Raw genomic sequence first — 18,804 nt, forward strand, 5'->3', positions numbered from 1 at the left:
TGTGAGGGGGCATAATGACCAATTCGGAGAATCAAAGCCAAGGCCAAAGCCAACATGAAAATCCGGTGCAGGGTGCGTTGGCAGGTTTGCGTGTGATTGATGTCAGCCGTGTTTTGGGTGCGCCTTACTGCACACAAATTTTGGCCGATCATGGCGCGGAAGTGATTAAAATCGAGCCACCGCAGGGGGATGAAACCCGTGGTTGGGGGCCTCCGTTTTTGGGCGATGCAGCCAGTTATTTTTTGGGGCTGAACCGCAACAAAAAAGGCATGTCGGTTGATTTTTCGCAAGAAGCGGGACGCGAACTGCTTCTGCACATGCTTGAAACCGCCGATGTGTTCGTTGAAAATTTCAAAACCGGCACATTGGAAAAATGGGGCATCGGGCAGGAGATGTTGACTCAACGCTTCCCGCGTTTGGTGCATTGCCGTGTTTCCGGCTTTGGAGCGGATGGCCCTTATGGCGGACGTCCGGGCTATGATGCGGCCATTCAGGCGCTCAGCGGTATTATGAGTGTGAATGGCGAGAGTGGCGGCGAACCTTTGCGTGTTGGTCTGCCGGTGGTGGATATGGTGACGGGCTTGAATGCTGCAATCGGCGTTTTGCTGGCACTGCAAGAGCGCAACACAAGCGGCAAAGGGCAGTTTGTTGAAGCCGCTCTTTATGATTGCGGCGTTTCATTGCTGCATCCGCATCTGCCGAATTTTTATCTCAATGGTAAAGTGGCAAAGCCTTCTGGCAATGCGCATCCCAATATTTCGCCTTACGACACTTATGCCACCAAAACCGGCGCTTTGTTTTTGGCTGTCGGCAATAATCGCCAATTCGTGAACTTATGCAAAATTTTAAATATTGCGCATGTGGCGGATGACCCACGTTTTGCAAACAATGCCGAGCGTAATAAAAATCGTGATGCGCTGAAAGTGGAACTGGAAGCAGCACTTGGCTCCCACGAATGCGCGGTGATTGCTGAAACTTTGGTGACATCAGGCGTGCCATGCGGAGCGGTGCGCAGCATTGATGAAGTGGTCAATGATCCGCACACGCATGCACGCGGTATGATTGTCGATATTGAAGATTATCGCGGCACGGGCAGTCCGGTGAAACTGTCACGCACACCGGCAAGCTACCGGATGAAACCACCATCATTTGCCGAACATACGGATGAATTGCTGGCGCAAGCAGGGCTGGATATTGAGGACTATGCAGCTGTTTTGCCACGCGAAATCATCAGCTGAGGCGTGCCACGAGAGTTTAAGCGCGTTTCAAATACAGACACAAAAGGGAGAGCGAAAATGTCATTTTCGCCGGAGGAGAGAGCACTCAGACAAGAACTGATTGATGCTTGTTGCAATATGAACAAGCTCGGCATCAATCGGGGAACGTCAGGCAATATCAGTGTGCGCAATGGCAATGGTTTGCTGATTTCGCCCACCGGTATTCCTTATGATCAGCTAAAACCTGAACATATTGTGCAGCTGGACTGGGAGGGGAATTTTGAAGGCGACATTCTGCCCAGCAGCGAATGGCGTTTTCACCGCGACGTTTTACAAGCGCGCGCCGATCTCAATGCTCTGGTTCACACCCATTCCACCCATGCCTCCGCTTTGTCGGTGATGGGAAAATCCATTCCGGCCATTCATTATATGATTGCAGCAGCTGGCGGCAAAGATATCCGCTGCTCCGGCTATGCCACTTTTGGTACGCAAGACTTGGCAGATGAACTTCTTATCGCGATGGAAGACCGCCGTGCCTGCTTGATGGCACATCATGGTGTGCTGGCGGGGCATGTTTCGATTGCCCGTGCTTTGGCATTGGCAGTGACAGTAGAAGAACTGGCAACGCAATATCTGCTTTGCCTGCCGCTTGGTGAACCGCCGGTTTTAAGCGACGAAGAGATCACTACTGTTTTGCAAAAATTCCGTAACTACGGACAACAACCACGCAAAATGTGAGCCGCGATCAATATACGTCAATATATTTTTCCGCAAAAATTTGAGATTGAGCGATGGAAAAAACAGAAAATCTATCATCAATGAGCGAGGCGGGCAGGCCAGTTTCTCCTGCATTGCGTTGCTTGTATAATCTGATTGTCAAAATCGAGACGATTGTTTGTTACGTCTTTTTTATCCTTGGCACTGTGGCGCTAGTGGTTGATATTTTCGGCCGCGAAGTGCTGGGGCAAGGGGTTTTTGGTGCTCAGCGCGTGGCCGTTTACTGCATGGCAGTTGCCGGTATCATGGGCTTTTCCTATGTGGTTTCGCATGGCGGCCATTTGCGCCCGACAGTGCTGGACAAATTGGTGCCGGAAAAATTCGATGCTTTTACTGCCCGTTTGGCCGATTTTCTGTCCTGTCTTTTGTGCTTCGGCCTTGCTTATGCAAGTTATCTCTTCATCTACAGTACCTATTCCATCGGCGAGCGCGACATGACGCTACCCGTCAATATCTGGACTATCCAGAGCGTGCTGATTTTTGCCTTTGGTTTTGCAGCGATCAAATTCCTGATGTTTGTTGTGTCTCCGGCTCTGCGTCCACGAGATGGTGGGGGTGATATATGACCGGTTTTCTGATTACAGCGGGCAGTCTCGCACTTGTAGTGTTGCGTCAGCCGATGGTGCTGGTGCTGGCCTTTGCGGTGATGTGTGTTCACCAGTTTGTGGCGCGCAATTCCTCCGTTGAATTCTTCATTCAGGATTTGTGGTTCACCGTCGACCGTGACGTGTTGTTGCCAATTCCGATGTTTATTTTGGCCGGTAATATTATGAGCCGCGGTGTGATTGCACAGCGCCTCATCGATATTATGATTGAACTGACCGCCAATATTCGTGGTGGTCTGGCGGTTGCAACCATTCTGGCTTGTGCGGTTTTTGCAGCGATTTCCGGTTCGTCCATCGTGACGCTCGCAGCTATCGGTTCGATCATGTATCCGGCATTGCTGCGTGAAGGCTATTCCAAATACCTGGCCTTGGGGCTTTTGTGTTCGGGCGGCACATTGGGCATTCTCATTCCGCCATCCATTCCGATGATGCTTTATGGCATTATCACCGATACTTCGATTGTAAAATTGTTCATGGGCGGCATCGGACCGGGTCTGTTGATGACAATTTTCTTCGTGGTTTATTGTGTGATTGTGGCGCCGATCAAAGCACGCGGAAAGTTCTCGTTCCGACGTTTGCTGACGGCCTTGCGTCGTGGCGGCCCTGCAATTTTCCTGCCAATTTTGTTGCTCGGCGGTATTTATACCGGTTATTTCACCGCAACAGAAGCTGCTGTTGTTTCGCTCGTATACGCATTGGCGGTTGAAGGTCTGGTCTATCGTGATCTGACTATGAAAGACTTTTCCGCTATGTTGGGCGAGTCTGTGCGCTTGTTTGGAACCTTGCTCCCGCTACTGGCGATTGCCGGTAGTTTCAACACCATTCTCGACTATGAAGGCATTCCGAAAATGCTGGTCGAGTGGCTTAGCCAGTGGATTACCAATCCGGTTTCCGCCGGTATCACCATGAACATCATCTTGCTCATTGCAGGTTGTTTCATGGATGTGGGTTCGGCTATCCTGATCTTGTCGCCATTGTTGCTGCCATTGATGGAAGCACAAGGTTTTGATCCTGTGCATGTGGGTGTGATCACCACCGTCAACCTTGAAATCGGCTATATCACCCCGCCGGTTGGTATGAACCTTTTCGTGGCGATGAGTGTCTTTAAAGAAAGCTTTGCGACCATTGTGCGCGGGGTTTGGCCATTCGTGCTCTTGATGCTGATCCCGCTATTGATCACCACTTTCGTGCCGCAAATCGTGTTCATGTTTATCCCTTAATTGGTACGGATTTTAACAATCAGACATGCCGCGAAAATATTGCGGCATGTCATCAAACAAGAAAAATATCTGCCTTGGTAAGTTAGGACATAAGATGAAAATGAACGGTGCTGACGCCCTTTGCGACACATTGCTTGCGCATGAAATTGATGTCTGTTTTGCCAATCCGGGCACATCGGAAATGCATTTTGTGGCAGCTCTCGACCGTAAACCGGAAATGCGCTGTGTTCTCGGCCTGTTTGAAGGCGTGGTGACCGGCGCAGCAGATGGCTATGCCCGCATGGCCGATAAGCCGGCGGCAACACTGCTTCATTTAGGCTCCGGCCTTGGCAATGGTATTGCGAATTTGCACAATGCGCGGCGTGCTTTTACGCCGATGGTCAATATTGTCGGCGATCATGCCACCTATCATTTGCAATATGATGCACCGCTGACAAGCGACATTGAAGGCATTGCCAAACCTGTTTCCGCATGGCTGCGCACCACCAAATCCGCCGATGATGTGATTAATGATGCAAGTGATGCGATTGAAGCGGCGAGTAGCAAGCCGGGACAAATTGCAACACTTATTCTGCCAGCCGATACGGCTTGGAATGAAGTGCAAAATACGAAGATCACGCCAAGACAAAAACGTTCCCCCCAGCAAGTGGGCGAAGAAGCCGTGCGTGAAGCAGCAACTGCAATTCGCAACGGCAAGCGCACAATGTTGCTGCTTTCGGGCATGGCGCTGCGCGAAGAAGGGTTAGCCATTGCAGGCCGCATTGCTGGAAGTACAGGTGCGCGCATTCTCGCCCAACAATCCAACGGTCGTATGCAGCGCGGTGCAGGGCGTGTGGCGATTGACCGCGTCAAATATCGAGCCGAAGATGCAACTGCAGATCTGGCCGATGTTGAGCAGATGATCTTGATCGGTGCGAAAGAACCGGTGGCGTTTTTTGCCTATCCGGGCAAGCCGAGCACATTTTTGAAACCGGAAGCAACGGTTATTCCATATGCCAGCAATGGGTGTGATCTGATCCATGCGCTGCAATGGCTGGCTGATGAGTTAGGCATTCCGGTAAATGCACCGGTGACGCTCAACAAACGTGAAACCGCAATCTTGCCGACCGGCCATTTGAACTCCAACAAAATCGCCACCGTGATTGGGGCGTTGATGCCGGAAAATGCCATTGTGGTGGATGAATCCATTAGTTCTGGGCGTGATTTTTTCAATTTCACCCATTCATCTGCGGCGCATGATTTTCTGCAATTGACCGGTGGAGCGATTGGTATCGGCCTGCCATTGGCAACCGGTGCGGCGATTGCCTGCCCAGATCGTAAAGTGGTGGCTTTGCAGGCTGATGGCAGCGGTATGTATACGCTACAAGCACTGTGGTCGCATGCGCGTGAAGAGCTGGATATTGTCACCGTTATTTTTGCCAATCAGCGTTATGCGATCTTGCATCATGAATTGAAAAATGTCGGAGCAGGGGTTGCCGGACGCAATGCCACCCATATGCTGGATTTGGTCAACCCGACACTGGATTGGGTGAGCCTTGGCAAAGGCATGGGAGTGGAAGGTGCACGTGCGACCACAGCTGAAGAATTTGCCGATCTGTTTTCTTATGCTTGCTCGCGCAAAGGCCCGTTCTTGATCGAAGCCTTTATCTGATTTTTTGCATGGAAATGCTCTTGAAATTGAGTGGAGATGAAAATGTATTCTGAAAAACTGCAACTTCTGATCAATGGCCGATGGATTGGTGAAGAAGGAGGCCGCAAGGGTGAAGATGTTTTCAACCCTGCCGATGAGCAGGTGCTGGCCCGTTTGCCGCATGCCACCCGCGATGATCTGGATGCGGCCTTGGAGGCTGCACAAAAAGCATTTCGTAGCTGGAAGAAAAGCTCGCCGATGGAACGTTCCAAAATCATGCGCCGTGCCGGTGATCTGATCCGCGAACGCGCGGATGAAATTGCCCGCAACATGACGCTTGATCAGGGCAAGCCGTTTGTGGAAGCGCGCGGCGAGATCATGGCTTGTGCCGATTTGCTTGATTGGCATGCCGAAGAAGGCCGCCGCATTTATGGCCGTGTTATTCCGGCAAGAACTGAAAATGTGCGTCAGCTTGTTGTGCGTGAGCCGATCGGCGTTTGTGTCGCCTTCACCCCGTGGAACTTTCCGGCTAATCAGGCGATCCGCAAAATTGCGGCAGCGATTGGTTCCGGCTGTACGCTTATTCTCAAAGGCCCTGAAGAAACGCCAAGTGCGGTTGTGGCACTGGCGCGCGCCATGCAAGATGCAGGCCTGCCGGATGGCTGTCTCAATCTGGTCTGGGGTGTGCCATCCGAAATTTCCAGCTATCTGATTGCCTCGCCAATCACCGCAAAAGTCAGTTTCACCGGTTCGGTGCCGGTTGGCAAGCAACTGGCCTCATTAGCATCTCTCCATATGAAACGCTCGACGATGGAACTTGGCGGCCATGCGCCGGTGCTGATTTTCCCTGATGCGGATGTGGAACGCGCTGCCGATATTATGGCTGCTTCAAAGGTCAGAAATGCCGGTCAGGTTTGTGTTTCGCCAACACGCTTTTACGTGCATGAAAAAGTGCAGGAGCAGTTTTTGGAACGCTTCAGCGCCAATATTGCCAATGTAAAAGTCGGTAATGGTCTGGATGTGGACAGCCAGATGGGGCCACTGGTCAATGCGCGCCGACTGGAAGCGATTGACGGTTTTGTGCAAGAAGCACGCGGCAATGGTTCCAAGATTATGTGCGGCGGTGAGCGTATCGGCAATCGCGGGCATTTTTATGCGCCGACTGTAGTGTTTAACCCGCCGGAAGATTCACGTTTGATGACCGAAGAGCCGTTTGGGCCGATTGCAGCCGTCACATCGTTTAATGATACCGATGATGTGCTGCGCCGTGCCAACAGCCTGCCTTTTGGTCTGGCGTCTTATGTGTTTACCCAATCCAGCAAGACAGTGACACAAGTGTCGGATGGTTTGGAAAGCGGCATGGTGACCATCAATCATTTAGGCCTTGCACTGCCGGAAACACCATTCGGCGGCATTAAAGACAGCGGCTATGGCAGCGAAGGCGGAACGGAGGCTTTCGACGGCTATCTGAACACCAAATTCATCACGCAATTTGAATAAAACCATCATAGTTCGGGAGGGACTTGAATGAAAAAACTAACAACTCTGGCCGTATTTTCGGCACTTGCTGCCACGGTGTCGTTCAGCGGCACCGTCCAGGCTGCGGAGAGCATGCGCATTGCAGGCTCGCTGCGTCCGGGTTCGATGATGGAAGGGATCATCCAGACATTCATCACCAATTTCAACGAAAAAGCCGGTGAAGAATATCAGATTAAATATCAGTTGGTTGCCAATGATCAGGAAATGACCCAGCAGGTTATCCGTGGGCGTCTGGAAATCGGTACCACCGGTCTTGCCGGTTCTGCAGTTTCCATTCCTCCGGCGGCGGTTCTGTCGTTACCTTATCTGTGGGATAATGATGCACAGCGCCGTTGGGCAACCGACAATGTCGTGCGTCCGGCTTTGGAAAAAATCTTTGAGGAAAACGGGCTCGTTGTTATTGGCCTTGGTGATGCTGGTTGGTCGCATATGTTTTGTAAAAGCACTTGCTCGACACCGGATGATATAGCAGGGCAGCGTTTCCGCATTCCGCCAGCCGCATCTGCTCGTGCCTTTTGGCAAAATGTTGGTGTAAACGGTGTTCAGCTTTCATTGCCGGATTTCTTCACCGGTTTGGAACAGGGCATGGTTGAAGGCGGCGATTTGCCATTTACATTCTATGTCACCACCCCTGCGGCGCAGTTTGCCAAAACCTATACAGAGACCCATCAATATCATCATGAGCAGATTTTTTTCGTCAACAAGCGGTTTTATGACAGCTTGCCTGCTGAAATTCAGGCGCTGTTGAAAAGCTCGATGCCTTCAACCGATGAAATGCGCCAACGTCAGGATGATGATGAAAAAGCGCAAGTCAGCAAGTTTGAAGCGGATGGCGGTAAATATGTGCCGCTGACCGAAGAACAGCAAAAAGTCTGGGCTGACAAGGTTGGCGACACGCATTCCGATCTTCTGAAAGACCTGCCTGCTGCCGCCACTACGCTTTATGAAGCGGTACAGGAAGGCAAACGCCAATATGCCGAGAAGAATAAGTGAATAGAGCATGTCTTCCAAAAGTGGATACCGTCTGCGCAGGGAAATCAGTTCACTGGATTGATTTCTGTTCCTGCTTCGATGGGACAAAGACATGCGTCAAGATAAACCCCAGTTTTGCGGGTGGGGTTATCACCCGCAAAAGCTGATTGTTTAAGCCTATAAGAGTGCTATGAATGGAGCCTGTTATGACTGATAAGCCTATCAGCCGCTTTCCTGTGCCTGATTTAAAAGATCTGCCGGAAGATATTGCTGCCCGCATCAAAGATGTAAGCGATAAATCCGGCTTTATTCCAAATGTGTTTTTAGTGCTGGCGCACCGCCCTGATGAATTCAGAGCTTTCATGGCCTATCATGATGCTTTAATGGAAAAACCGGGCAATCTTACCATTGCCGAACGTGAGATGATTGTGGTTGCCACCAGCACCGTCAATCAGTGCCAATATTGCGTGGTTGCGCATGGTGCAATTTTGCGTATCCGCGCTAAAAATCCGCTGATCGCCGATCAGGTTGCGCTTAATTTCCGCAAAGCCGATATTACACCGCGCCAAAAAGCGATGCTCGAATTTGCATCAAAAGTGTCGGCACGTGCTTATGAAGTTGGTGAAGATGATTTCGATGTTTTGAAATCACATGGCTTCACGGAAGAAGATATCTGGGACATCACCGCGATTACTGCGTTTTTCGGTATGTCAAACCGCATTGCCAATGTCACCAGCATGCGCCCGAATGACGAATTTTACATGCTTGGCCGTGTCCAGAAATAAGCCTGTAACATCAAGACGGAAGAGTACGATATGACAAATTCATTCAATGCGATGGTCATTGAGGATGTTGATGGCAAGCCTCGTGCTCACATCAAAACATTGAGCCTTAACGACCTGCCCGATCACGATGTGCTGGTGGAAATTTCTCATTCCAGCCTCAATTATAAGGATGGTTTGGCAATTTCCGGCAAGGGACGCATTGCACGTCGTCTGCCTATGGTTGGTGGTATTGATCTGGCCGGAACCGTGGTGGAAAGCCGCTCCGACCTGTGGAAAGCCGGTGATCGTGTGGTGGTCAATGGCTGGGGTCTGTCGGAAACCGAATGGGGCGGTTATTCTAAGTTTCAGCGCATCAAACCGGAACATCTGACCCGTCTGCCGGATGCTTTCACACCGGAACAGGCGATGGCAATCGGCACCGCCGGTTATACCGCGGCCCTTTGCGTCAATGCGCTGGAAGATTGGGGCATGATTGAAAGACAAGGTCGCGAAGTACTGGTTACCGGTGCCGCCGGTGGCGTGGGCTCGGTATCGGTCGCACTTCTGGCAGCCCGTGGCTATAATGTTACCGCTTCAACAGGGCGCCCTGAAACTCATGATTATTTGAGCAAACTTGGCGCTTCTTCTTTTGTTGACCGCGCGTCTCTATCAGAAAAAGCAGGTCCGTTGCAGAAAGAGCGTTGGGGCGGTGCGGTGGATTCTGTTGGCTCCACAACTCTTGCCAATGTGCTGGCACAGACTGTTTATGGCGGCGGCGTTGCTGCTTGCGGGCTTGCAGGTGGCGCGGATTTACCGGCAACGGTTCTGCCGCATATCTTGCGCAATGTCGCGCTTTTGGGCGTGGATTCCGTGATGGCTCCCACCAATAAGCGCGAACGCGCTTGGAAACTGTTGGCGGAAAGTCTCGATCATAAGCTCTTGGCTGATATGACAACGGTTGAGCCGATGTCTGCCTTACCGCGTTTGGCTGATGATATTTTGGCCGGAAAAACGCAAGGACGTGTGGTGATCAAAATTGATGGTTAGTTTATAATCATCAATATGATGCCCGAGCATGGCTTGTGCGGGCCTGGGGAGGGCCCAGGGGAGAGTATGAATGAACGCGTTTGAAATGAACTTGGATAGATGTGCTGCCAATTATCAGCCGCTGAGCCCGATCGGCTATCTGGAACGGGCGGCAATGACCTTTCCGGATCAGCTCGCTGTGGTGCATGGCAATACCAGACACAGTTATCGTGATTTTTGGAAACGCTGCAAACAGTTAGCTGCTGCCTTGCATCATCAAGGGCTTGGCAAGGGCGACACGGTTTCGGTCATGCTCTCCAACACGCCGCCGATGCTTGAGGCACATTATGGGGTGCCAATGGCAAAGGCGGTGCTGCACGCAATCAATACCAGACTTGATGCCGCTTCCATTGCCTTTCAGCTTGATCATGCGGAAACAAAAATTCTCATAGTTGACCGTGAATTTGCCGATGTCACCGCTAAAGCGCTGTCTTTGGCAAAGACCAAGCCGATTGTGATTGACTATGATGATGGTGAATATCCGTCTGATGCGCCGCAGCCCAAAGGGGCTAAAATCGGTACGCTTGATTATGAGGCTTTTGTCCGGGCAGGCGATCCGGATTTTATCTGGTTGCAGCCGGATGATGAATGGGATGCGCTGTCGTTAAATTACAGTTCCGGCACCACCGGCGACCCGAAAGGCGTTGTCTATCATCATCGTGGTGCAGCATTGATGTGTTTCGGCAATACGCTCAACACCAATATGCCCCGCCATCCGGTTTATCTCTGGACATTGCCGATGTTCCATTGCAATGGCTGGTCGTTTCCGTGGACGATAGCTTTGCAGGCAGGCACACATATTTGTTTGCGTTGGGTGCGGGCAAAAGTGATTTATGAAGCGATCGCCAAATATAAAGTAACGCATTTATGCGGCGCTCCGGTGGTGATGTCCATTCTCATCAGTGCCAAAGATGAGGAACGCACAAATTTCGACCATACGGTTATTTTCAATACGGCTGCTGCCCCACCACCCGAAACCGTGCTGACGCGTATGGCGGAAGCAGGCTTTAACGTCACCCATATTTATGGTCTGACCGAAACCTATGGTCCAAGTGTTGTCAATGAATGGCATGCAGATTGGGACCATCTGACCTCATCCGAACGTGCCAGCCTGAAAGCACGCCAAGGTGTGCGCTCGCCGGTGCTGGATGCTTTGTCAGTACGTGATCCGGAAACGATGGAAGTTGTTCCCGCAGATGGTGAAACATTGGGCGAGATCATGTTACGCGGCAATGTGGTGATGAAGGGCTATTTGAAAAACCCCAAAGCCACCCAAGAAGCTTTCAAAGGCGGCTGGTATCATACCGGTGATCTGGGCGTGATGCATAAGGACGGCTATGTGCAGCTGAAAGACCGCTCGAAAGATATTATTATCTCCGGTGGCGAGAATATTTCTTCCGTGGAAGTAGAAGAGGCACTTTATAAGCATCCCGCAATCAGCCTTTGTGGCGTGGTGGCAAAACCGCATGAGAAATGGGGCGAAGTGCCGGTGGCCTTTGTCGAGTTGAAGGCGGGTGTGACCGTGACGGAGGCCGAGCTTTTGAGCCATATGGCAGAATTGCTGGCACCGTTCAAACGGCCCAAAGAGATTTTCTTTATGGAAATTCCCAAAACTTCGACCGGAAAAATTCAAAAATTCCAGCTACGCTCTTTTATTGCACAGAAATAAACGAAACCAATTGTAGATTGATTTGAAGCCCGAGCTTTTATGCTCAAGCTTTTTCAGTTTTGTGGGTGCAATTCTGCCTTGACAACAAAGCACGATGTAATATTGTAACGTTGTTGAATGTAACGTAATAACATTATGTGCAGATGAGCGCACAGGCATTTCATAATGCCTGTGCGATTGAGAGATCGTGTCTGGAGGCTCCTTTTATCGCTCAATATGTAATGTTAGCACGTATCGATTTTAAATTTTGGTCATTGATGGCCAGTGACAGTTAATTATGGAGAACCCGCATATGGGCGTGCCCCTTATCCGCAAACATCTGCTGGCAGCAGCTGCATCCGTTTTTGTTTTTGCAGCGCCCCATGCGCTCGCACATGAGAGCCATGACAGTAATGAAGCATGGCGTTTGTTCATTGCTGATCATACTAAGCCGGTTGTCCGTGCGATTGATTTCAGCACTGGTAAAGAGCTTGGTAGTTTTGAAACCAAAGGCCCTGCCAGCCTGACGGCAAGTGCTTCAGGGCAGATTATTTATGGCACTCAATCCGACGATGATTTCGTCAATGTCATTCAATCCGGCATTAAATTTTCCGATCATGGCGACCATCGCGATCTCGATGTTTCCGATGTCAGATTGTCGGGCGTGACATTTGAAGGCAAGCGCCCGTTCCATGTGGTTCCGCATGGTGATCATGCGATTTTGTTTTATGATCGTGGCGGCAAAGCCGAGATCATCAATGAAGCCGCATTGCTGGAAGACAAAGCGGATGTGCGGGAACTGGATACATTGAAACCCCATCACGGCGTGGCAGTAACAATGGGACGCCATGTTTTAATGTCGGTGCCAAATACGGAAATTGAAACCAAGCCGGATGCCTTGCCGCCACGTGTGGGTTTACGTATCTTGGATGAAAATAACCAACAGGTTGGCGGCGTGGAAACATGCACCGATTTGCATGGTGAAGCCATATCTGCCCGTCTGGCCGCTTTTGGCTGTAAAGAAGGTGTGCTGATTGCCAAGCCAAATGGCTCGGATGCACCGAAATTACAGATGCTGACCTATCCGAAAGACTTTCCGGAAGGCTATACCGGCACATTGCTGGGTGGCAAGAGCATGCAATTTTTCCTCGGCAATTACGGCGAAGACAAATTGGTGCTGATTGATCCGGAAGATGCAAATCCTTATCGTTTGGTGGAACTGCCAACGCGCCGTGTGGATTTTATCCTTGATCCCGCCAATCCGAAAAATGCTTATATTCTGACCGAAGATGGCAATCTTCATGTGATGGATGTGTTGAAGGGTGAGATTGCCCGCTCCGCCAAAGTAACTGAGCCATACAGTAAAGATGGTCATTGGCGCGATCCGCGTCCGCGTCTGGCAGTGGCCGATGGTGAAATTGCCATCACCGATCCGCGTCATTCCTTGGTGCGGGTGGTTGATCCGGAAAGCTTGAAAGAAACGCGCACTATTGCCGTGGCAGGCATGCCCTTTTCTATCGTGGCAGTGGGCGGTTCCGGCGCATCGCATTGATATGACGATTTATAGCCTGCGCTCATCATATCTGATTTTATGTTGAGAGCAGCCGATTGGCCCCCGTTTATCGGGGGCTTAATATCTTTGACAGATTGAAGATTTGAAATGGTCAAAAAATTACCCGTAACTGTGCTTTCCGGCTTTTTAGGAGCTGGAAAAACCACTTTGCTTAATCATATTTTAGCCAACAGAGAAGGCATCCGTATTGCACTGATCGTCAATGATATGAGTGAGGTGAATATTGATGCTTCCCTTGTACGCAATGGTGAGGCCAATCTTTCCCGTACGCAGGAACAATTGGTGGAAATGACCAATGGTTGCATTTGCTGCACCTTGCGCGATGATCTTTTGACCGAAGTGCGCGGATTGGCGGAGCAAAACCGATTTGATTATCTGCTGATTGAATCCACCGGCATTGCCGAGCCTCTGCCTGTCGCGGCCACGTTTGATTTTCGTGATGAAAATGGTTTTAGCCTTTCTGATGTGGCAGAACTCGACACGATGGTGACGGTGGTGGACGCGGCCAATTTATTGAAAGATTATAGCTCTGCCGATTTTTTAAGTGATCGTGGCGAAACGGCGGGAGAGGGAGATGAGCGCACACTCGTTGACTTGCTGGTGGAGCAGATCGAATTTGCCAATGTGATTGTGCTCAATAAAGCCGGTCTTGCATCACCACAGCAATTGGATGCCGCGCGTAAAATTATCATCTCGCTCAATGCGGATGCACGTATTATCGAGACGGATTTTGGCCGTGTGGCGGTCAAAGATGTGCTGGGTACCGGCCTGTTTGATTTTGCCAAAGCCGAGCAAAACCCATTATGGTTTAAAGAGCTGCATGGCTTTAAAGATCATATTCCTGAAACAGAAGAATATGGCATCCGCTCTTTTGTTTATCGTGCCAAGCGGCCCTTTGATCCGGTGAGGTTTCAGGCTTTCATCAACCGGCCGTGGGCAGGTGTGGTGCGTGCCAAAGGGTTTTTTTGGTTGGCGACCCGGCCAAACCGGGTGGGTGAAATCAGTCAGGCGGGTGCCTTGGTACGCACAACAAAATTGGGGCTTTGGTGGGCAAGTGTCCCGCGCGAGCGCTGGCCGGATGATCCGCAATTTGAGCAATTGATGCAGCCATATTTACATCCTGTTTGGGGCGACAGGCGGCAGGAAATTGTCTTTATCGGTACTGATCCTATGGAAGAGGCTCAAATTTGTGCCGAATTGGATGCTTGCCTGTTGGAAACAGACAGTTTCACACCAGACTTGTGGCGTGATCTGCCTGATCCGTTTGGTAGCTGGAACTGATCCTGCTCAGCGTGAAGTCACACCGGGCAAGTGCGAAAGATTGTTGGCCTGATCGGATGAAGTAAGCGCACCGGCAAAAAAGCCAAGATTGGCGGCGGCGATCAAAGCCGCCGCTTTTGCATCTGCCTGCGCAAGTCGTGCATCCAGCAGCGCATTATTGGTTTCATTGACGACAGTAATGGTGCCGAGGCCGTTCTTATAAGCCTCCAATGAAGCGTCAAATGCAATATTTGATGTTTGTACAAGGGTATTGGCGGCAGAGTTGGCCGCGAGCGCTGTTTTCAACGCATTGGAAGCCATGACTATTTCGGCCACCGCATCAAGCTGCATTTTGCGGAATGTTTCGGATGCAACATTGGCAACGCTTTGAGCATTTTTAAGTTGGGCTGCGCGCAAACCACCATCGAAAATCGGCATGGATGCGCCGACAATCACACCTTTTGACGACGACTGGCTGTTGAGATCCGGCAGCGCGCCTATGTTGAAATCACCCGACGGCTTGGACAAGGTGGCGGCGATAAAGACCTTTGGCAAAAATTCGGCTTTCGCCACTTTAATCCCTGCCTGACTTGCTTGCATGGCGGCATAGCCTGCCTGAATATCCGGTCGGCGCGCCAACGCTGCCACGATGACATCTTGCGTCACACCATCAAAGCGGTTTGGAATTTTACGGTCAAGCGCGCCTTTAATTTTAAGATCAAGCGTTGCATTCACACCCATGCCTGCAAGCAGGATCTGATAGGTGTTTTGTTGTTGTCCGCTGGCACGCACGATGCGTAATTCTGCTTGTGCCACCTGCTGACGGGCAAGCGCCAGTTCAACCGTTGTGGCGCGCCCTTCATCAAGTTTTGCCTGCACGGCTGCAAGAACTGCTTTTGAATTGCGCAAAGTTTGTTGCGCAATTTGATGTCCGGTAACAGCCGCCGAATGCTCGTAATAACGGCGCGTGACATCAAAAATCACCTTTTGATGCAAGGCGTTAAAGGTAACATTGGCAGCAAAGGACATTTCACGCGCGGCCTCGCTCAAAGCAGCACGCTGACCAAAATCAAAAACCAGCCATTTCAATGCCAGTGCCGGCACGACACCTTTAACCGTCGTATTGATATCATTGTCACCGATAATCGGCACATCGACAGGCCGTTTGGATTTCTGATAGCCGCCGATCACATTGGCGGAAATCATTGGCAGCATGACGGCTTCCGACATGCCGACAGCAAGGGCTGCCTGTCTGGCGTGTTCCCATGCGTTGCGCGTGGTCGGATTACTCCGCTGTGCCAGATCAATCAGAGCCGGCAGATCGTAAACGCGGCGATTATCCACTTCAACCGGCGTATTGATCAGCGCCATCTCCGGTTTGGCAGCGATGCCGAAATCGGCCGCTCCGGATGATGTTGTTCCGCCTTCCTTTGCAGTTTTATCTTTGTCGGCTGCAACCCATGGCTTATCCGGCGCGCTTGGTGCCAGTTCCAACGCATCAGTAGCGCAGCCTCCAAGCATCAGTAATGCACAAACCGGCAAAAATGGAAAAGCTGAAAAACGTCTGCCGGTCATATACTGCTGCCTGTTACTAAAATTTCTAAATCGGCGAGTTGTGCCGCTATATGTGCATTTTGATAGTGACCAACGGTCTCTGCCGGTGGGGTCGGGTTTGGTGCAGGTTTCAAATTATAGTTTTGGAGGTGATTTGCCAATCGGTGCAAACGACTGGCCACTTCCGGCATGGTTGTATCTGTAAAATATATGGCCTGAGCAAGCGTCGAAAGTCCATCCGTATAATGCATGCCAACTTCAGCAACTTTTTGCGCGGGACGCAAATGATGCGGTTCAAAGGGTAAAAGATAATAGCTATAACGAACATCAGCTAAAATATTCTCGATTTGAGCAATCTGAGCGATATGTTGTTGACGTTGAGTTGGAGAAACGAGCGCCAAATCTGCTAATTTTCCGGTGGCTTTGACGAGGTTGTCGCGTGCTGTTTGGCTCACTGTTTTTGGCCATAAAAATACGGAAACCAGATAAACTGCAAAATTACCGACCAAAATACCGATGACACGGTCACGGGCGGTGTCAAGATCGGTTGTCGGACCGAACCCTTGTAAGACACTGAGGGTGAAAGCCAGGCCGATTTGCACCCCCGCATAAGAAATTTTTTCACTGCCCGCGGCGACCCAGGCCGCTATCCAGCAGACGATAAAAACCAGCACCATCAATCCGCCGACTGTTTCCATTTGCGGCAGCAGATAGATGATGGAGACAGCGCCTAAAAATGCACCGACCAGACAGCCGCTGATGCGAAGTGCAAGCTTGTGTACTGTATCACCGGCGGTGCCAAGTGAGGCGACATAACATGTCACCATGGCGGTATGGATACCGTTCCAGTTGAGGGCGGAGTAAAACATATAGCATGCAATGGCAGCCAGCGTGGTTTTCAGTGCAAATTGTTGATAAACCGGATTGGTGAAAGCATCAGTTTTGAAAAAGCCGTCATTGTCGCTTTTGCTGTAATTTGGATTTTTATTTCCGGTGATGGCATTGATAGCTTGCTGAATAACCGAGCCTTTTGATGTCACTTGATCATTTTGGGTGTCTGCCGTTAAGGGTTTGTCTTGGTCTAATCCTTCTATGATCGTGGTGACTTGGTCGGCATAGTGCAAACACTCGGCTTTATTGCCTTCTTGCGCAAGCGCTGCGGAGGCATAAACCAGCTGATAAGAAGCGGGAATATCTATAGCGATTTGTGCTGATTTACTTTTTGATGTCTGGTGCAGAATCTTCGTCAATAATAATTTTTTCTCGGAATCCTCATTCCCTTCAGCCAGAAACTTGGCATATTTTTCTTGTGCATCACCGTTTTTGCCAGCGAGCAATTGTTGAGCCAGCATCAGGCGTTCACGTAATTGCTGACGTAATAAACTCACACTCCACTGGCCGAAAAACAGGCTGAAGCCGGCAATGCAAAACATCGGCAAAATTGACATTTCCCATGCATAGCGCAATGCCATCGAAATCACGCCATTGATCGGCACCATACTGATCAGCGTCAGGATAAAAGCAATAATCAATCCGACGATGCTGCCGCCTTCGCCCAGTTTGCTGGCAGCACCAATATAAATAAAAATAAAAGAAGAGATAATCATAACCAGAATACGCACCAAGGCGGATTCAACGGTTGCCTGTAAAAGCGGTATCATCAAAATGACGAGAATGGTAATCGCGATTACTGCGGCTGTTGCAACAATAGTATTTTCTGCACCATCTGGTTTCATCAAAAAGATAACCAGATAAACGGAGATTGCTGCTTCGGGAATGTGAAACAACATGGCGACGCCGCTAACGAGCGCGCAAACACAGGCCACGCGCCATGTGGTGGCGGCGCGTCCGGGAAACGGAGCGAGATCCGCTAAAGTTTGTTTAATCGCTGTTGTCAGCGAGGTTTCAGCACGCGTTGCCATTATGCACTGTCACAACTGCGGACGCACCGACGCGGGTTAATTCTGCAGGCGGATCAATTAGTTTTATCCGTACCGGAAAACGCTGGGCAATGCGCACCCAGTTCAGATTTTTGGGAATAAAGGGCAGATTGCGTGGGATATTGATCATATCTTCCGAGCTGACACCCCAACCGATGCTCTCGATTTTGCCTTTCACAACGAGATTATTGTTGGCAAGAATGCGCACACTGGCACAATCACCGATGCGGATACGATCAAGCTCTGTTTCAGGGAACGAAGCAGAGGCATACCATTGCGTTGTGTCGATCAGTGTGAAAAGCGATTGACCGGAAATGACGATTTGACCACTTGCATTGATCAGGCCGACCACTAGACCGTCATGCGGGGCATAGGTTTTGCTGTTATCCAAATTGTGCTGGGCAAGGGCAAAAGCTGCCTGACGGGCGCGCACCAAAGCCTCGGTACTATCCATATTCCCTACAAGCGCATTGGCGGCATCTGCCTGCTGTACGGCTTGGGTCAGGCTGATGCGGGCATCATTACGCAGCGTTGTGGCGTCATCAACTTGTTGTTTGGTCACATAACCTTTGGGGCTGAGCGCTTCCAGACGTTTAAGGCTTTTCTCGGCCAGTTCCAGATTGGTGCGGGCACGCACCACTTGGTTGTCGGCAATCAGTGCATTTTGGGTTTCCGCCTTCAAGGCGCGGCGCTGCGTATCCAATGTCGCTTCTGCTATTTGCAGATCTGCGGCCGTTTGCTCAAGAAGTAAAGTTAATGGTTTGGGATCAAGAGTAAATAATAAATCGCCTTTTTTGACGCGCTGATTTTCAGTTACATTGATTTCGATAATGCGTCCGGGCATCGTGGACGCGATATTGACAAGATTAGCACTGATGACAGCATCATCCGAATAAGGATTTTCTTGCGATTTGCGCAAATAAAACCAGGTCATCAAAACCGCTGCCGCCACAGCCAGAAGAAATATGATCAGGCCGACAGCGTTGATTGGTTTTTTAACGTAACTGTTTGTTTCCATT

At 50.4% G+C, this 18,804-nt stretch carries 15 protein-coding genes; 12 read left to right on the forward strand and 3 right to left on the reverse strand.

What is annotated here, in order from left to right; all coding sequences use genetic code 11:
* Positions 1 to 14: 14 nt before the first annotated feature.
* From JNC77_RS08385 to JNC77_RS08440, 12 genes are all read left to right on the forward strand, one after another.
* Complete coding sequence (locus JNC77_RS08385) at positions 15 to 1,238, forward strand: CaiB/BaiF CoA transferase family protein (RefSeq protein WP_374831399.1); 1,224 nt, start codon at positions 15 to 17, stop codon at positions 1,236 to 1,238.
* Positions 1,239 to 1,295: 57 nt separating this feature from the next.
* Positions 1,296 to 1,955: an L-fuculose-phosphate aldolase gene (locus JNC77_RS08390; protein WP_374831401.1), complete on the forward strand. Its 660-nt coding sequence runs from the start codon at positions 1,296 to 1,298 to the stop codon at positions 1,953 to 1,955.
* 53 nt (positions 1,956 to 2,008) lie between these two features.
* Complete coding sequence (locus JNC77_RS08395; protein ID WP_374831403.1) at positions 2,009 to 2,560, forward strand: TRAP transporter small permease; 552 nt, start codon at positions 2,009 to 2,011, stop codon at positions 2,558 to 2,560.
* Positions 2,557 to 3,819 carry a TRAP transporter large permease gene (locus tag JNC77_RS08400; protein ID WP_374831405.1) on the forward strand — a complete coding sequence of 421 codons (1,263 nt, stop codon included), beginning with the start codon at positions 2,557 to 2,559 and terminating at the stop codon, positions 3,817 to 3,819. The genes JNC77_RS08395 and JNC77_RS08400 overlap by 4 nt, the downstream gene beginning before the upstream one ends.
* Before the next feature lie 100 nt (positions 3,820 to 3,919).
* Positions 3,920 to 5,470, forward strand: coding sequence for an acetolactate synthase large subunit (locus JNC77_RS08405; protein ID WP_374831511.1), 1,551 nt, complete (start codon positions 3,920 to 3,922; stop codon positions 5,468 to 5,470).
* A gap of 42 nt (positions 5,471 to 5,512) precedes the next feature.
* Complete coding sequence (locus tag JNC77_RS08410; RefSeq protein ID WP_374831407.1) at positions 5,513 to 6,949, forward strand: NAD-dependent succinate-semialdehyde dehydrogenase; 1,437 nt, start codon at positions 5,513 to 5,515, stop codon at positions 6,947 to 6,949.
* Between the two features lie 27 nt (positions 6,950 to 6,976).
* Complete coding sequence (locus JNC77_RS08415; RefSeq protein ID WP_374831409.1) at positions 6,977 to 7,981, forward strand: TRAP transporter substrate-binding protein; 1,005 nt, start codon at positions 6,977 to 6,979, stop codon at positions 7,979 to 7,981.
* A gap of 185 nt (positions 7,982 to 8,166) precedes the next feature.
* Positions 8,167 to 8,745 carry a peroxidase-related enzyme gene (locus JNC77_RS08420; protein WP_374831411.1) on the forward strand — a complete coding sequence of 193 codons (579 nt, stop codon included), beginning with the start codon at positions 8,167 to 8,169 and terminating at the stop codon, positions 8,743 to 8,745.
* Positions 8,746 to 8,775: 30 nt separating this feature from the next.
* On the forward strand, positions 8,776 to 9,771 hold the full coding sequence (locus JNC77_RS08425; RefSeq protein WP_374831413.1) for an MDR family oxidoreductase: 996 nt from the start codon (positions 8,776 to 8,778) through the stop codon (positions 9,769 to 9,771).
* A 70-nt stretch (positions 9,772 to 9,841) separates the two neighbouring features.
* Positions 9,842 to 11,479, forward strand: coding sequence for an acyl-CoA synthetase (locus JNC77_RS08430; protein ID WP_374831415.1), 1,638 nt, complete (start codon positions 9,842 to 9,844; stop codon positions 11,477 to 11,479).
* Positions 11,480 to 11,771: 292 nt separating this feature from the next.
* Positions 11,772 to 13,010: a zinc metallochaperone AztD gene (gene aztD, locus JNC77_RS08435; RefSeq protein ID WP_374831417.1), complete on the forward strand. Its 1,239-nt coding sequence runs from the start codon at positions 11,772 to 11,774 to the stop codon at positions 13,008 to 13,010.
* 108 nt (positions 13,011 to 13,118) lie between these two features.
* On the forward strand, positions 13,119 to 14,312 hold the full coding sequence (locus JNC77_RS08440) for a GTP-binding protein (protein WP_374831419.1): 1,194 nt from the start codon (positions 13,119 to 13,121) through the stop codon (positions 14,310 to 14,312).
* A gap of 6 nt (positions 14,313 to 14,318) precedes the next feature.
* Here JNC77_RS08440 and JNC77_RS08445 read toward each other — a convergent pair whose 3' ends face one another.
* Genes JNC77_RS08445 through mdtN form a run of 3 tightly spaced genes read right to left on the reverse strand, consistent with a single transcriptional unit; the run spans position 14,319 to position 18,803 of the window.
* The gene (locus JNC77_RS08445; protein WP_374831421.1) at positions 14,319 to 15,866 is read right to left on the reverse strand and encodes a TolC family protein; all 1,548 of its coding nucleotides are present in this window, start codon (positions 15,864 to 15,866) and stop codon (positions 14,319 to 14,321) included.
* Positions 15,863 to 17,767, reverse strand: a complete 1,905-nt coding sequence (locus tag JNC77_RS08450; protein ID WP_374831423.1) for an FUSC family protein — start codon at positions 17,765 to 17,767, stop codon at positions 15,863 to 15,865. Before JNC77_RS08450 ends, JNC77_RS08445 begins: the two co-directional genes overlap by 4 nt.
* Entirely contained in the window at positions 17,751 to 18,803 is a 1,053-nt protein-coding gene (gene mdtN / locus JNC77_RS08455; RefSeq protein ID WP_374831425.1) for a multidrug transporter subunit MdtN, read from the reverse strand. The genes JNC77_RS08450 and mdtN overlap by 17 nt, the downstream gene beginning before the upstream one ends.
* Position 18,804: the final 1 nt, after the last annotated feature.

The organism is Paenochrobactrum pullorum (genome assembly GCF_041929845.1).
Classification (GTDB): domain Bacteria; phylum Pseudomonadota; class Alphaproteobacteria; order Rhizobiales; family Rhizobiaceae; genus Paenochrobactrum; species Paenochrobactrum pullorum.

Bases quoted from the DNA above. Each gene is read 5' to 3' on its own strand.
- mdtN (WP_374831425.1), bottom strand. From the start codon at position 18,803: ATGGAAACAAACAGTTACGTTAAAAAACCAATCAACGCTGTCGGCCTG.
- JNC77_RS08425 (WP_374831413.1), top strand. From the start codon at position 8,776: ATGACAAATTCATTCAATGCGATGGTCATTGAGGATGTTGATGGCAAG.
- JNC77_RS08445 (WP_374831421.1), bottom strand. From the start codon at position 15,866: ATGACCGGCAGACGTTTTTCAGCTTTTCCATTTTTGCCGGTTTGTGCA.
- JNC77_RS08430 (WP_374831415.1), top strand. From the start codon at position 9,842: ATGAACGCGTTTGAAATGAACTTGGATAGATGTGCTGCCAATTATCAG.
- JNC77_RS08410 (WP_374831407.1), top strand. From the start codon at position 5,513: ATGTATTCTGAAAAACTGCAACTTCTGATCAATGGCCGATGGATTGGT.
- JNC77_RS08420 (WP_374831411.1), top strand. From the start codon at position 8,167: ATGACTGATAAGCCTATCAGCCGCTTTCCTGTGCCTGATTTAAAAGAT.
- JNC77_RS08450 (WP_374831423.1), bottom strand. From the start codon at position 17,767: ATGGCAACGCGTGCTGAAACCTCGCTGACAACAGCGATTAAACAAACT.
- JNC77_RS08405 (WP_374831511.1), top strand. From the start codon at position 3,920: ATGAACGGTGCTGACGCCCTTTGCGACACATTGCTTGCGCATGAAATT.
- JNC77_RS08395 (WP_374831403.1), top strand. From the start codon at position 2,009: ATGGAAAAAACAGAAAATCTATCATCAATGAGCGAGGCGGGCAGGCCA.
- JNC77_RS08385 (WP_374831399.1), top strand. From the start codon at position 15: ATGACCAATTCGGAGAATCAAAGCCAAGGCCAAAGCCAACATGAAAAT.
- aztD (WP_374831417.1), top strand. From the start codon at position 11,772: ATGGGCGTGCCCCTTATCCGCAAACATCTGCTGGCAGCAGCTGCATCC.
- JNC77_RS08390 (WP_374831401.1), top strand. From the start codon at position 1,296: ATGTCATTTTCGCCGGAGGAGAGAGCACTCAGACAAGAACTGATTGAT.
- JNC77_RS08400 (WP_374831405.1), top strand. From the start codon at position 2,557: ATGACCGGTTTTCTGATTACAGCGGGCAGTCTCGCACTTGTAGTGTTG.
- JNC77_RS08415 (WP_374831409.1), top strand. From the start codon at position 6,977: ATGAAAAAACTAACAACTCTGGCCGTATTTTCGGCACTTGCTGCCACG.
- JNC77_RS08440 (WP_374831419.1), top strand. From the start codon at position 13,119: ATGGTCAAAAAATTACCCGTAACTGTGCTTTCCGGCTTTTTAGGAGCT.